This is a genomic window from Tamlana sp. 2_MG-2023 (genome assembly GCF_030548465.1).
Taxonomy (GTDB): domain Bacteria; phylum Bacteroidota; class Bacteroidia; order Flavobacteriales; family Flavobacteriaceae; genus Pseudotamlana.
Window position 1 is genome coordinate 25,687 of record NZ_JAUOSF010000015.1, and the last position, 16,266, is coordinate 41,952.

The 16,266-nt window shown below is 34.5% G+C and carries 9 protein-coding genes; all 9 read right to left on the reverse strand.

What is annotated here, in order from left to right:
* The 9 genes from Q4566_RS15675 to Q4566_RS15715 all read right to left on the reverse strand — a co-directional run bounded on the left by Q4566_RS15675 (window position 1) and on the right by Q4566_RS15715 (window position 16,260).
* A complete protein-coding gene (locus Q4566_RS15675) occupies window positions 1-1,203 on the reverse strand; it encodes an efflux RND transporter periplasmic adaptor subunit (protein ID WP_303423257.1) in 1,203 nt (400 codons plus the stop codon).
* A gap of 4 nt (window positions 1,204-1,207) precedes the next feature.
* The gene (locus Q4566_RS15680) at window positions 1,208-5,542 is read right to left on the reverse strand and encodes a CusA/CzcA family heavy metal efflux RND transporter (protein ID WP_303423260.1); all 4,335 of its coding nucleotides are present in this window, start codon (window positions 5,540-5,542) and stop codon (window positions 1,208-1,210) included.
* A gap of 123 nt (window positions 5,543-5,665) precedes the next feature.
* Window positions 5,666-5,977 carry a DUF6660 family protein gene (locus tag Q4566_RS15685; protein WP_303423262.1) on the reverse strand — a complete coding sequence of 104 codons (312 nt, stop codon included), beginning with the start codon at window positions 5,975-5,977 and terminating at the stop codon, window positions 5,666-5,668.
* Between the two features lie 108 nt (window positions 5,978-6,085).
* Entirely contained in the window at window positions 6,086-6,532 is a 447-nt protein-coding gene (locus Q4566_RS15690) for a heavy-metal-associated domain-containing protein (RefSeq protein WP_303423264.1), read from the reverse strand.
* Window positions 6,533-6,553: 21 nt separating this feature from the next.
* Window positions 6,554-8,332: an efflux RND transporter periplasmic adaptor subunit gene (locus Q4566_RS15695; protein ID WP_303423266.1), complete on the reverse strand. Its 1,779-nt coding sequence runs from the start codon at window positions 8,330-8,332 to the stop codon at window positions 6,554-6,556.
* Entirely contained in the window at window positions 8,322-8,804 is a 483-nt protein-coding gene (locus tag Q4566_RS15700) for a DUF305 domain-containing protein (protein WP_303423268.1), read from the reverse strand. Before Q4566_RS15700 ends, Q4566_RS15695 begins: the two co-directional genes overlap by 11 nt.
* Window positions 8,805-8,822: 18 nt before the next feature.
* Window positions 8,823-11,315: a heavy metal translocating P-type ATPase gene (locus Q4566_RS15705; protein WP_303423270.1), complete on the reverse strand. Its 2,493-nt coding sequence runs from the start codon at window positions 11,313-11,315 to the stop codon at window positions 8,823-8,825.
* Entirely contained in the window at window positions 11,315-12,535 is a 1,221-nt protein-coding gene (locus Q4566_RS15710; RefSeq protein ID WP_303423272.1) for a TolC family protein, read from the reverse strand. The genes Q4566_RS15705 and Q4566_RS15710 overlap by 1 nt, the downstream gene beginning before the upstream one ends.
* On the reverse strand, window positions 12,532-16,260 hold the full coding sequence (locus tag Q4566_RS15715; protein WP_303423274.1) for an efflux RND transporter permease subunit: 3,729 nt from the start codon (window positions 16,258-16,260) through the stop codon (window positions 12,532-12,534). Before Q4566_RS15715 ends, Q4566_RS15710 begins: the two co-directional genes overlap by 4 nt.
* Window positions 16,261-16,266 lie beyond the last annotated feature (6 nt).

Consider the following 16,266-nt stretch of genomic DNA (forward strand, 5'->3'; position numbering starts at 1 on the left):
TTAATGCTCGTGTTCTGCTTCGCCCTTTTTCATTTCAGCAATTAAATAATATGCATTATTATAAGCAAATTTCGTGGTTTTATCTTGCTCTTCAGTAAATTGAACAGCAAACCACTCGCCATCTTTTGCCTCTAAAAGCACTTCAATAGGTTTAAAACTCCAATCTTCATTTTCTCTTTCCGCGGAAAAAACATAAAACCTATCGCCCTCTTTTATAATAGCACTTTCTGGTAATGCTTTAGTTTCTGTATTCTCAACTTGAATTTTACCTCTTATATACATTCCTGGAATTAGATTCCCTTTTTTGTTTTCAATTTCAGCGTGTACGTGAAGCGCTTTAGGATTATCTTCAAAAGTTTTGCTTACCGAATAGATTTCTGCCGTAAGATCTTCTTCTGTATTGGACTGTAAATTAAAAATCACCTTTTGACCTTTCTTTACTTTATAGACGTCTTTTTCGAACACCATTAAATCTGCGTGAACGTGATGCGTGTTTACAATTTCAAAAAGCTCGGTTTGTGGTTCTACATATTGTCCTGTTTTAACTTCAACTTTTTGCACAAAACCATCTATTGGACTTCGTAATGATATGCTTTGAGCTATTGTTCCATCTTGTACTGATGACGCATTTATGTTTAATAGTTTTAATTGGGCTTCCAATCCATTTACCATTGCTTTAGCGGCCTCATATTCTGCTTCGGCTTTTTGAAAATTTGCACCAGAACCAACTCCTGCATCATTTAATTTTTGTTGACGCTCGTAGTTCTTCTTTAAAAAATTACTGTTGCTAAAAGCATTCAAATAATCAGTCTGTATTTTTATAATATTAGGATGTGATAGATATGCAACCACTTGACCTTTTTTAACTTTATCGCCTTCAATAACTTTTATAGATACCACATTTGCACCAACTACAGAAGTTATTGCAGCTTCGTTTTGTGGAGGCACTTCCAATGTGCCATTCGCTTCTACATAACCGCTCATATTGCGCAATGCCAAGGTGTCTATTTTCATTTTTAAGGCGTCAAACTGTTGCTGTGAAAGCATCACTTCTTCATCACTATGGGCTTCTTCAGCTTCTGGCTTTGCATCATCATAGTGTTCATGCCCACCGTCTTCTTTGTGACTTTCTTTATTCCCACATGCAACAACTAAAAGTGAAACTGCAATTAATGTTAAGATTATATATCGTGTGTTATTCATTTTCTTATTTATTATAATATTGTAGTTGAAATGTACTTTCTAAATAATTTATTAATGCTTCTTGAGCTTGTAATTCAGATTGGATAGCTTCTTTTATAAGTTGTGTAAATCCAGTATAATCTACCTCGCCTTCTTTATAGGCAAATAAAGCACCCACTTTTTGTTCTTTTACAAGTGGTAAAACCTCATTTTTATAGAAAAGCCAAGACGTCTTCCATTTTTGATAATTCTCTTTTGATTGTAGAAATTTGGATTGTACTTCTTGTTTTTTAAACTGAATGTTCGTTTCGGCGATTTCCTTATCTATTTTTGCAGTTTTAACTTTTGCTTTATTTGTACCTGACAAAAAAGGTATAGAAACACCTGCTTGATACGTATAGAAACCCGAATTTCCATTTACGTTTTGTAAACCACCTTGAAGGTTTAACTTGGGTAAGTTATCTGCTTTGGCAGCTTTATATGTTGCTTCTGCTTCTGACACATGTAATTGTGCTAGACCATATAAGGGATGTTCTTCTATGTTAAAAGTATCAACATCAATTTCATTGGTCATTTCAAAATCATTTGGAACCGTATAGAACGTATCAGAAACTAGCCATAGGTTTAACTGTTGTAATGCAATATTATATTCACTTTTTGATTGCATAAATTTATTTTGAATCTGTAAGGCTTGATTTTTAGCTGCTGAATATTCTAACCTTGAAATAGCTTCAACTTCATAATTTAATGCTACTGCTTTTTCAAAATTGGTATATATAGAATCTAATTCTTTGTATAATTTATAATTCCTTTTGCTCTGCAAGGCATTCGCCCACGCTTTCTTCACTTCCAATTCTAAATCCAATTCTGAAAGTTGAAGCGCCTTTTGAGCTAATTGAATGCGTTGTTCTTGCAATCGTTTTTTTGCAGAAATACCGAACACATCAATGTTACTTTGACCAATTCCAATAGTCGTATAAATACCATTTCCGTTATTAATTTCCTCGCCTCCAGTAAAAATTTGAGATGAACCAAAATCGTAAGCTGTACTTTTTAACTGTTCTTGTTTGCTGATTTCTAATTGCTTTAGTTCTAAAAGTGGAAATTTTTCTTTTGATAATTTAACCGCTTCATTCATTGAAATAATTGGTAACGTTTCATTAACTTCTTGAGCGTTCCCTGTTATTGGCAACAAAAACATAAAAGTTCCCATTGCAGTAACTGTAATTACTTTTTTATTTGCTCTAAACTTAAAAGATTTGTTTTCTACCCAATGATATAATATCGGCAACACGAACAATGTTAACAATGTAGACGTTAGTAAACCACCAATTACAACCGTTGCTAAAGGTCTCTGTACTTCTGCACCAGCTGATGCTGAAATTGCCATAGGTAAAAACCCTAAAACATCTGTAAAAGCCGTAAGCATAATTGGCCTAATTCTTCGTTTTGTACCTTCTATAATTCTATCTTTAAGATTGGTAACACCTTCTTCTTTTAACTCATTCAGTCCGCTTATCATTACCAGACCGTTAAGAACAGCAACGCCAAACAAAACAATAAAACCTACACCTGCCGAAATACTAAAAGGCATATCCCTTAACCATAATGCTACTACACCACCAATGGTTGCCATAGGAATTGCGATATAAATCATTAAGGTTTGTGGCAACGATTTCAAAGCAAAATAAATAAGTACAAAAATGAGTAATAACGCAATTGGAACTACAGTTTGCAATCTGTTACTTGCACGTTCTAAATTTTCAAATGCACCGCCATATCTAATAAAATAGCCTGTTGGTAATTCAAGTTTAGCATCTAACTTTGATTTAATTTCGGTTACTAAAGATTTTACATCACGTCCTCTTACATTAATACCAACATAGGTCCTTCTGTTTGTATTATCCCTGCTTATTTGCATTGGGCCTGCTTTGTAGCTTATATCAGCAACTTCACGAAGTGGAATTTGAGTACCAGACGGTAAATTGATATATAAATTTTGAACATCTGAGATATCCTTTCGGTTTTGAGAATTTAATCTTACCACTAAATCGAATCGCTTTTCGCCTTCAAAAATAATTCCTGCTGTACCACCTGCAAAAGCCGATTGAACGATTTGATTTAAAGTTTTTATTTGTAGCCCGTATTGTGCTAATTTATTTCTATTGTAGGTAATAGTCATTTGTGGTAAGCCTGTTGTGGCTTCGGCTTTCATATCTCCAATACCTTCTGTACCTGCAATAATTTGAGATATTTCTTCTGCTTTTTGAGATAGTACATTTATATCTTCTCCATAAAGTTTTATAGCAATGTCCTCTCTAACACCTTCTAGTAATTCGTTGAAGCGCATTTCGATAGGTTGTGTAAATTCATAGTTAACACCTGGAACGATTTCAACCGCTTCTTTCATCTTCTCTATCAATTCATCTTTTGTAGTAGCTGTTGTCCATTCGCTTTTTGGCTTTAGAATTACAAAAACATCAGCCAAATCCATTGGCATTGGATCTGTTGGAATTTCAGCAACACCAATTCGACTTACAATTTTTTCAACTTCCGGAAACTTTGCCTTTACAATTTGTTCAATTTTTGTAGTCGTTTCAATAGTTTCTGTAAGGGAACTACCTGGTTTTAAAATGGCGTGAAACGCAATATCGCCTTCATCAAGTTGTGGTATAAATTCGCCTCCCATTCTCGTAAACATAAAGACTGCAATACCAAATAAAACAACAGAAACACCAATAATTAGTTTACCTTTCGTTAAAGCTTTTTCTAACAGCGGTTGATATTTACGTTCTACCCAATGTACAAATTTATCGCCATATGATTTTTTGTCGTTATTTGGCGCTCTTAAAATCAAGGCAGACATCATTGGCACATAGGTCAAACAAAGCACCATGGCGCCAATCATTGCGAAAATGAAGGTCAATGCCATTGGTTTAAACATTTTCCCTTCAATACCTTGTAAAGCCAGAATTGGAAGAAAAACAATAAGGATAATAAGCTGACCGAAAAATGCAGCATTCATCATTTTTTTTGAAGCATTTGAAGCCACTTTATCCCTTTCTATTGTTGTAAGGCTCTTCTTTTTTAGTACTTGGGATGTAATGAGAAATACAGTACTTTCAACTATTATTACTGCTCCATCTACAATAATTCCAAAATCAATCGCACCCAAGCTCATTAGGTTTGCCCACACGTCAAATACATTCATTAATATAAAGGCAAACAACAACGATAATGGGATAGTGGATGCTACTATTAAACCACCTCGCCAGTTTCCTAATAAAAAAATGAGTACAAATATTACAATTAATGCGCCTTCAATAAGGTTTGTTGCTACAGTTGATGTAGTTTCTGCTATTAATTTACTTCGGTCTAATAAAGGTTCAATAATTACACCTTCTGGTAATGACTTTTCTATTTGAGCCATGCGCTCTTTTACATTCTCGATAACATCGTTTGAATTAGCCCCTTTAAGCATCATTACCAAGCCACCTACAACTTCGCCTTCGCCGTCTTGTGTTAATGCGCCGTAACGAATGGCAGAGCCAAATTGCACTTTGGCAATGTCTCCAATAGTTATAGGGATATTATTTATATTTTTTACTGTAATTTTTTTAATATCATCCAAATTACGCACTAAGCCTTCTCCACGAATAAAATTGGCTTGATGGTTCTTTTCGATATATGCACCACCTGTATTTTGATTGTTGTTTTCCAACGCTTCAAAGACATCAGTAATTGTTAATCCGATTGCTCGCAACTCATTTGGATCGACAGCGACTTCATATTGCTTAATTTTTCCGCCAATAGCATTAACTTCAACAACACCCTCAACCATTGCCATTTGACGTTGTACTATCCAATCTTGCATGGTGCGCAAATCAGTAACCGAATATTTGTCCTTATATTCTGGTTTGACTTTAAGTGTATATTGATAGATTTCCCCAAGACCAGATGAAATAGGACCCATTGAAGGATCTCCGAATCCCTCGGGAATTTGCCCTTTAATGTCATTGAGTTTTTCAGCGACTAATTGACGCGGCAGATACGTTCCCATATCATCGTCAAAAACAATGGTAACAACTGATAAGCCAAAACGAGAAATGGAACGAATTTCTTGAACATTAGGCAGATTGCTCATTGCAACCTCTACTGGATAAGTAATAATTTGCTCAATATCCTCTGTTCCTAAATTTGGTGCTTGTGTAATGACTTGTACTTGGTTGTTGGTAATATCTGGAACAGCATCGATTGGTACTTGGGTCATACTCCAAATACCTGCTCCAACAATGGTAAGGGTAAGCAAACCAATAATGAATTTGTTATTGATTGAAAAATCAATGATTTTATTAATCATAGAAAATATATTAATTCAGTTAAACTTCACGATATAATTCTAAAATGAAAATTAGAATTACTCGAAATGAAAAGAGCCATAATAGGCTTAAAATTGGATATAGTTATCCTTAAAAAAACTGAATTAAGCCCTAGGTGGCTGTAAAATTGAAGTAGTAAAATCTTTTTCTGTACCGTTTAAGTAAAGAAAATCTTGAGTAGATATATAAATAAAATTAAATTTTAAATCTGCAAATTGAAAATATGTTGCATTTATATGGCAACATTGGCAAATACAAAAAGGCGAACATAAATCTGAATCTTGGTGCTGATGGTCATTGTCCATACCTTGTAAAATCTCAGTTTGCACCTCATTATCAAGCGGAGCATTATCTTCGCAAGGTGCTAAATTAAGCGCGAAAATATAAATTGATAATATGAAGGCTAAAAATTTCATCTTAGCAAAGATATACATTATTTAATGCAATGATGTTGCAAATAACGTGGGCATGGAACTTTTATAATAGGAAGAGCCTTAATTAACAAGGCTCTTCTATAATTATCATTAATGGTCATGGTCTGAATGATCCTCTTGCTTTTTATCTCCTGATTGATTCATTACCATATCATGTTCATATTTACAACATCCTGGCAGATTACTATATGCTTCTTCGCTTCCTGATACTTTTTCAGTATCATAACCTGATGCTGCAATTGCGTTATGGATTGCCATTGCATCTGTTTTAGTATCGTCAAAAGACACGTCAATTTTCTTTTTATCGACATCCCAATTTGCACTAGCAACACCTTCAACTTTTTTTACTGCTTTTTCTATGGTTTTTTTACACATTCCGCAATTACCTCTAACACCAAAAGATAGGTCTGTCATAGCCATGTCTTTAGATACTTCCGTTTTTGTTTCTGCTGATTCTTTTTCTTGCTTGGTTTCATTTTTACAACTTGTTAAACCTATAGCCATTACTATAGCTACACTTAAAATTACTTTTTTCATTGTTTTAAAAATTAATTGTTATTATTCTATTACTTGTTTTACTTCTCCACAGGTTAGCATCGCACCACCAAAATATGGGTTGATTACTTTTTCTTCCCTGCTCAACCAGTATGCACCATTGTTATCGTCTACCATCGGACAAAACTCAACAAAGACTTTTTCATTGATACCAAAAGTTTGAATTGCACTAATTAAATGTGATGAGAGGTGCTTAAAATGATTTCGTTGTGATTCAATATTTGATGTATTTGAAATTGATGTTGCTGATGCTTTTATTTCTTTTTCTAATGACATCCAATGACCATGAGCCTCTTTATCTTTTAATAGCTTCATGTCAACCTTAGATAAATTAACCAATAGTCTTTTTGATTCTGTCATTACGTTATTAACATCATTTTTATCCAAAGCGTCTTTTAATTTGAAATAATCATTAAAAACGACTTTCAATTGATTCTGAAAGTCTTTAGAAACTTTTACCCTCTCATTCATGTTAGAATGGTTCTCAACATTTACGGAAGAATTATTTTCCATTCCAAGATGTCCTTCATGACCAGTCATAACTTTACCACCTTTTTTATTCATCATTGATTTTTTACCTTGTAATTGAGCTGCTGCATCTACGGTAAATGTTCCATTTGTTACTATCTCATCGCCATTGTTTAAACCCTGTTTCACCTCATAATTATTACCAATTTGATTACCTAATGAAATAATGCGCATTTCAAAAACAGGTTGAGTAGGATCTGTTTTTATATAGACAACTGAACGTTCTCCAGTCCATAAAACTGCAGTAGATGGAATCATTAATGCTTGCTCTTTACTTGAAGCCATCCCTTTAATTTCACCTTCAACAAACATTCCTGGCTTAAAAACGTTCTGTTTATTATTAAGTACCGCTCTTAATTTCACAGTTCTTGTTCTTGTATCTAAAACAGGATCTATAAAATCTACTTTAGCTTTAAATGCTGCATTAGAATAGGCATTGGTAGTGACTGAAATTTCTTGTCCTTTTTTAAATAAATCGATTTGATTTTCATACACATCAAAATTTGCCCAAACCGTTTTTAGATTAGCTATTTTGAGCAAAGGCTGACCTTGTTTGATATAATCACCTTGTTCGACTAATTTCTCTGAAACCGTACCTGAAACCGTTGCATATACCGGAAAGTTTTCTTTAACCCTACCAGAAGATTCAATTTGATTAATTTGATTTTCAGAGAGCTTCCATAATTTTAATTTGTTACGAACCGCTTTGTATAATGTAGGTTGTGATTCCTTTAATGAAGATGCTGTGATTAGTTCTTGTTGCGCTGCATATAATTCTGGCGAATAGATAGTTGCTAATAACTGTCCTTTTCTAACTTCTTCGCCTGTAAAGCTCACATTTAGACGTTCTATTCTTCCTGAAAAATAACTGACTTGGACTGCATTAGCTTCTTCATTTTCTACAATTTTTCCAGATATTTTAATGGTATTATCTTCTGAGTTACCATTGCCTACAATTGACGTTTGAATGTTTGCCAATGCCATTGCGTTTTCAGTCAGTTTGAATTGGTCTGCTAATAATCCATCACTTCTACTTGCAGCAGGAATTAAATCCATTCCGCAAATTGGGCAATCGCCAGCTTCCGGTTGCATAATCTGTGGATGCATAGAACAAGTCCACATTTGATTAGTTTCTGCAACCGCATCGTGATTATGGTCTGTTTCTTCCTTTGAAGAACCACCAAAAAGTAACCAACCCAACAACACACCTATTACGAGTAAACCAACGTTTATGATTATCTTATTATTTTTCATTTTCTAATCGTTTTATCATTGCTTTCATCTCTTCTATTTCTTTGCGTTGCGCTTCAATAATATCATCTGCCAGCTTTCTAACTTCTGGGTCTTGAATATCTGCACGTTCACTTGTTAGTATGGCAATAGAATGATGAGGAATCATCCCTTTTAACCAAAGCACATCTCCGACAATTGGCGCTTGTACTCTAACCAATCCTAATGCACTAATAAAAAGCACTAAGCTTCCTATAAGTATTGCTATATTCTTCTTTTTGTTTTTATACATTTTCAGCATGAATAGCAGCATTATAACTGCCATTGTTGAAATCCCTAAACATACCATATAGAAGCGAGTCAAACTGAAATATACATGGTCTATGGTGTAGGTGTTTAAGTACATGGTTATATACATTGCTATAAATGATAACCCTAACATTAAAAAAAATGTTTTATAGTTTCCTTTATTTGAGTGTTGATTTGAATTTCCCATAATTATTTAATTTTATAGTTAAACTTTAATTGTTCTTAATCTTAATGCGTTAGCTATAACTGAAACAGAGCTAAAACTCATTGCTAATGCTGCAATCATAGGCGATAGTAAAATTCCGAAGAATGGGAACAAAACACCTGCTGCAATCGGCACACCTAATGTGTTATAGATAAGTGCAAAAAATAGGTTCTGTTTAATGTTTTTCATTACAGCATCGCTTAAATTTCTGGCTTTTACAATACCGTGCAAATCGCCTTTTACCAAGGTTATCATGGCACTTTCTATAGCTACATCTGTTCCTGTACCCATTGCGACGCCTACATCACTTTTAGCAAGTGCTGGTGCGTCATTAATACCATCGCCTGCCATAGCAACAACTTTTCCTTTTTCTTGTAGTTTCTCTACTTCTTTCAGTTTATCCTCAGGCAACATACTTGCTTTAAAATCTGTAAGATTTAATTCTGTTGCTACTGCTTGTGCTGTGTCGTGATTATCGCCTGTTAACATGATGACTTCAATACCTTTGTCTTGAAGTTCCTTAATGGCTTTCGCGCTAGTTCCCTTTATTTTATCGCCTATTACCACATAACCAGTAACCTTTTTATCTATTGATAAATAAGAAACAGTTTTACCTTGCTTTTGATAGGTTTTAGCTTCTTCTTCCATTTGCGAGGTTATCTCCGCATTGGTATAATCCATCATCTTAGGATTTCCTAATGCCACCTTTTTATTGTTAATAGTAGCTTCTACACCTTTACCTGTAACTGCACTAAATGCTTCAGATTTTAAAATTTCAACATGTTGTTCTTTACCATATTTAACGGTAGCTTCAGCTAATGGATGTTCGCTGTTTGTGTTCAACGAAACAATATATTTCAGAATGTCATTTTCGCTAAAATCAGTATCAAACGAACCTACTGTTTCAACGGTTGGTTTTCCTTCGGTAATTGTTCCTGTCTTATCTACAATTAGTGTCGTAACCTTATCCATTTTTTCAAGTGCTTCAGCATTTTTAATTAATACACCATTTTGTGCACCTTTACCAACACCAACCATTACAGACATAGGTGTTGCTAATCCCAATGCACAAGGACAGGCTATTATCAAAACAGCGATAGCATTTACAAACGCATAAACTGGTTCTGGTCCCCAAATTGCCCAAACCGCAAAAGTTAGGAAAGAGATAATGACCACAACAGGCACGAAATAACCTGATACTTTATCGGCTAAATTTTGAATTGGCGCACGACTTCTACTGGCATTGTTAACCATATGGATGATTTGAGAGAGTAGCGTATCACTCCCCACTTTTTCAGCCTTCATTAAAAAAGTTTGATTACCATTTATTGTTCCGCTACTTACTTTATCATTTACTGTTTTATTGACAGGAATTGGCTCTCCAGTAATCATAGATTCGTCAATGGTTGTATCCCCTTCTTTTATCGAACCATCCACAGGTATCTTATCGCCTGGTTTTACTTTTAGAATATCATTTAATTCAATAGCATCGATGGTTACTTCTATATCTTCGCCATCTACTACTTTTATAGCTTTATTGGGTGCTAACTTTAACAATTCTTTTACTGCTGAATTGGTTTTACTATGCGCACGAGCTTCTAAAAGCTGGCCTAAAAGCACCAATGTTAGAATAACGGTTGCTGCTTCAAAATAAACGTGTACTGCTCCAGATTCTGTTTTGAACTGACTTGGAAAGATATCTGGAAAAAACATGCCAAAAACACTAAATAACCAAGCTACACCTGCACCTATTCCTATAAGTGTAAACATATTAAGATTCCAAGTTTTTATACTTTTATAAGCACGTTCAAAAAACATCCAAGTAGCATAAAATACAACTGGAATGGATAACGGGAACTGAATCCAATTCCAATATTTTTGATCCATGATGTCATACAATGGATTATTGGTTAGCATTTCGCTCATTGCGATTAAGAAAATTGGCAATGTGAATATTACTGCAATCTTAAACTTCTTTAATAATTTTTTATAGGTCTTCTCTTCCGCTGAACTATCTGCTTCCATTGGCACTAAATCCATTCCGCATTTAGGACAAGCACCTGCTTCATCTTTTATTATTTCTGGATGCATAGGACACGTCCATTGTTCTATTGAAGTTGTAGATAGATTTTGTTCTTCGACTAAATCCATTCCGCAGACAGGACAATCGCCTGGTTTGTTATAGGTTTTATCGCCTTCGCAATGCATAGGACAATAGAAAGTACCTGTGCCTTGTCCTTTGGGTTGTTTTTCCTTTTCTACTTTGGTATGATGATGTTCTCCTGATTTGTGAATACTATACTTTCCACCACCCTTTTTTAAAGCTTCTTGAAACTTCTCTATTGGAATATGAGATTCCATTTCGATAGTTGCTTCTGCTTTTTCTAAATCAACAGAAGCCTCTGAAACACCTTTCACTTTTGAAAGTGTTTCTTCTACGTGACTGCGACAACCGTTGCAAGTCATTCCGTGTATGTGATATGTGTGTTTCATTATTGCTTTGTTAAATAGTTAATAATTGTAGTTTTCACATAGTAGGTTTTAACCGACTCTATTTGGTTCATTTGAAACTTCAATTGCAATTCTTGTATGTCCAAAACGTCATTAAAATCAACCGTTCCTGTTTCGTAATTTTTAATAAGAATCTCTTCAGCATCATTAGCTTGCTTTAAGTTCTTAGTTTGGGTTACATAACTTATTCTAGCTGAAACCTTATCGTTTACTGCTTTATCTAATAGTGTTTCTAAAGTATTTGTACGCTCTTGTTTTTGTGCCAAAATCTCTTGCTGTTGCAACTCATTTTGTTTGGTTTTGGATTTGTACTTATTATTGAATATGGGAATAGATAGGGATACCATTGGCATAATTATATCTTTTCCATTGTCACTAAAATCCATGTTAGGACGTTTATCAACATTGATATAATCTAAACCGAAACCAATCATTGGACTGCTTTCTTTTTGGTTTAATAATTCAGATTGCTCTACCGACTGATAGAGTTTATCGAATTTCAGTAATTCAGGATGTAGGTCCAAATTTTCAGAAGTTATTTCAAAATCTTCTGAAGGAATTATTAACTCGTTAACAACAGAAACTTCTAAATCTTTATCACGATTTAAAAGCTTATTAAAAGTAGTTTGTTCTGCTAAAAACTGTTGACTCAAAACATCTTTTAATTGTTGCATTTCGTTTTGACGCATTTGCAATCGCAATACATCCACAGCTGAAGCTTTACCAACTTCAACTGATGTTAAGGCTAATGTTTCGTAAGTTTTAAGTAGTTTAATATTCTCGTTTAAAACGTCTTGTTTTGCTTTATTAGCATACAAATTGTAATAGGATTGCGATACCGAAGCCATCAATTTTCTTTTAGCAATAACAATATCTTCGTATTTAGCATCTGCCAAAGCACTCACGTAGTTCTCTCTTGCTGTTATATTACCAAACCAAGGCAACATTTGTTTAGCGGATACTTTAAAGCGTTGTGCTCCTGTGCGTGTTTCTGGTTCGCTAACAAAGTAGCCAACACCAAATTCTGTGTTAGGAAGTGTGTTAACTTCATTCACTTTTTCGGAAGCAATGCTATACTGTAATTCAAACTTTTGAATTTCAGGATTGTTATTTAATGCTTCATTAATAAGTGTTTCCAATTCTTGTGCATTAGAAGCATTAAAAGCTAATAAACCTATGAGTGTATAAATTATTCTTTTCATTTGTTTGCTCTTTTCAATTTAAACTCTTCTCTCCAGCTGTATAAAACTGGTACAATAAAGTAAGAGGTAATGTCTATAACCATTCCGCCAAATATTGGAATTGCCATAGGTATCATAATATCACTTCCTTTTCCTGTGGATGTCAATACTGGTAACAGCGCCAAAATGGTAGTTACAGTAGTCATTAAACACGGACGAATACGTTTTTCTGCTGCTTGTAAAGCGGAAGTTCTAATACTCTTTTTATCGGCAGGTTTTTCACGCTCAAAAGTTTGCGTGAGGTATGTTGCCATAACAACTCCATCATCTGTAGCAATACCAAATAATGCTATGAAACCAACCCAAACTGCTACACTTAAATTGATGGTTTTCATATTGAAAAGGTCTCGCATATTCTCTCCAAACAAACTGAAATTGAAAAACCAATCTTGACCGTACAGCCATAGCATAATAAAACCACCTGCAAATGCAACTGTTATTCCTGTAAACACCATTAGTGATGTAGTAACAGATTTAAACTGGAAATACAGAATCAAGAAAATAATAGCAAGTGCTAATGGAACGACGACTGAAAGCGTTTTTTCTGCTCGTAACTGATTTTCATAAGTGCCTGTAAATTTATAGCTGATGCCTTTAGGAACAGTTAATTCTCCTGAATCTATTTTTTGCTGAAACAAAGCTTGCGCATTTTCAACAACATCCACCTCTGCAAACCCATCTAATTTATCAAACAACACATAGCCGACTAAAAAGGTGTCTTCACTTTTAATGACTTGCGGGCCTTGTTCATATCTAATAGTTGCTAATTCACTTAATGGAATTGGACTTCCTTTTTCAACAGGAATATAAATTCCTTTTATATCTTCTGGATTACCACGCAGCTCTCTTGGATATCGCACTCTAACAGCATAACGTTCTCTTCCTTCTACAGTTTGAGTTATAGCCATACCACCAATTGCTACTTTCAGTACACTTTGTACATCCTCAATAGACACACCATAACGTGCTATTTTTTCTCTATCAATATCAATAAGTAAATAAGGTTTCCCAACGATTCTATCTGCAAAAACAGCTTGCTCTTTTACACCTTCGGCTTGTTTTAAAAGATTTTCTAATTGTAACCCAAACGCTTCAATTTGTTTTAAATCTTGTCCTTTTACTTTTATTCCCATTGGCGCACGCATTCCTGTTTGAAGCATGACCAATCTGGTTTCTATGGGTTGTAATTTTGGTGCAGAAGTAACCCCTGGTAATTTGGTAACTCTAACTATTTCATTCCAAATATCATCAGGACTATTAATTTCTGGTCGCCAATTGCGATAGAATTCTCCATCATTATCTTCAATTAGTTGAGCATGTCTAACTTTTGTAAAAACAACATTTTCTGAATTATTAGGGTTGGCGATAAATGTTCCATCTTTCAACTCAAAAGCACCATCGTCGTTTACTTTGTAGCGTTGTCTTTTTCCTTTTGAGTTACGCATGTATTCAGACTTATACTGAATCATGTTTTCGTACATAGATAAAGGCGCAGGATCTAATGCAGATTCTGTTCTGCCAGACTTTCCTACTACGGTTTCAATTTCTGGAATGGTGGCTACAGCCATATCCAATTGCTGAAGAACACGTTTATTTTCGGCAACACCTGAATGTGGTAATGAGGTTGGCATTAATAGAAAAGAGCCTTCGTTTAAAGATGGCATAAATTCTTTTCCTGTATTATTCATAATCCATCCTCCAGAAACTAGAACAGTTGCTGGAATAATTAAAAACAATAACTTGTTTGCTAAAGCCCAATTTAAAATTTGACCATAATACCTTCTGAAAATTGAAAATATTCCTAAAATTCCGAAGCAAATAATCGCTACAAAAATTAAGTTTACTAGAATACTTCTGTCAAAGCCTAATGGTCGCCAATATTCGGCAAGTAAAAATATAATGGCAGTACATGAAATAATAATATTTACAAGATTGCTATTTTTCTTATTTAGTTTACCCAAAACCCCAAGTAAACCTGTAATACCAAAAGCAATTAAAATAATCCCTAACCAATATCCAGTAACCATAATTGCGATTCCAGCAAATATTAAAGCACCATTTATGATATGTTTGAATGAGCTTTTAAGTGATGTTTTTCTGAATAAATAAGCTGCGAATGGTGGAATTAAAAACAAAGCAATAACCAAAGATGCTGATAACGCCATCGTTTTGGTAAATGCTAAAGGTCTAAACAATTTCCCTTCTGCACCAATCATTGTAAATACAGGCACAAAGCTGATGATTGTAGTTAACACCGCAGTTAAAATTGCTCCAGAAACTTCGGCTGTCGCATTATAAACTACTTCATTTGTAGTTAACGCTGTACCATCTTCTCGTAGTCGTAATTTTTCATCATCGAGATGGCGAATCATATTTTCTGCGAGAATGACGCCTACATCTACCATAGTTCCAATAGCAATAGCAATACCAGAAAGTGCCACAATATTGGCATCTACGTTAAACAATTTCATAGTAACAAATACCATTAATACTGCGACAGGCAACAATCCCGAAATTAAAATAGAAGCTCTTAAATTAAAAACCATAACAATAATAACCAAAATGGTAATTAATATTTCTAGTGTTAATGCTTCGTTTAGTGTTTCTAACGTTTCTTGAATAAGTTCGGTACGATCATAGAAAGGAACGACTGTTAATTGAGATGTTCTACCGTCTGCCAATACTTTTGAAGGTAATCCACCTTTCAGTTCCTCAATTTGAGCTTTTACATTGTTAATGACTTCCATTGGATTAGCACCATATCGCGCCACTACAACGCCACCAACGACTTCAGCACCTTCTTTGTCTAATAAACCTCTTCGTGTTGCTGGACCTAATGATACTTTACCAATGTCTTTAATCTTAATTGAAGTAAAATCTTCTGAAGTAACTACAGCGTTTTCAATGTCTTCGACAGATTTTACATAACCTAAACCACGTACTAAATATTCGGCTTGATTGATTTCTAAAGTCTGCGCACCAATATCTTGATTACTACTTTTAACCGCTTTTACAATCTGGTTTAAGCCAATGTTATATTGCCGCATTAGCTCTGGATTGACATCAACTTGATACTCCTGAACATAACCACCAATGGAAGCGACTTCAGAAACACCACTTGCAGTAGATAAAGCATATTTTACATAATAATCCTGAATGCTACGTAGTTCGTGTAAATCCCAACCACCAGTAGCATTTCCGTTTTCATCTCGACCCTCAAGAGTGTACCAAAATATTTGTCCTAAACCTGTGGCATCAGGACCCAATACAGGATTAACACCTTCCGGTAATAATCCACTTGGTAGTGAATTGAGTTTTTCGAGGATTCGACTACGACTCCAATAGAATTCTATATCTTCTTCAAAAATGATATAGATACTTGAAAACCCAAACATAGAGGAACTACGAATAGTTTTCACTCCTGGAATGCCAAGTAAAGAAGTAGTTAAAGGATAAGTGATTTGGTCTTCTATATCTTGTGGCGAACGACCTTCCCACTTTGTGAATACAATTTGTTGATTTTCTCCAATATCTGGGATGGCATCTACTGCCACAGGATTACTTGGTAAAAAACCTGTATCCCAATTAAAAGGTGCATTTACAGTTCCCCATCCAACAAAAAGGACGAGTAACAGAACTGCTACGAGTTTGTTATCTATTAAAAATTTGATGCTTTTATTTAGCATTAGCTT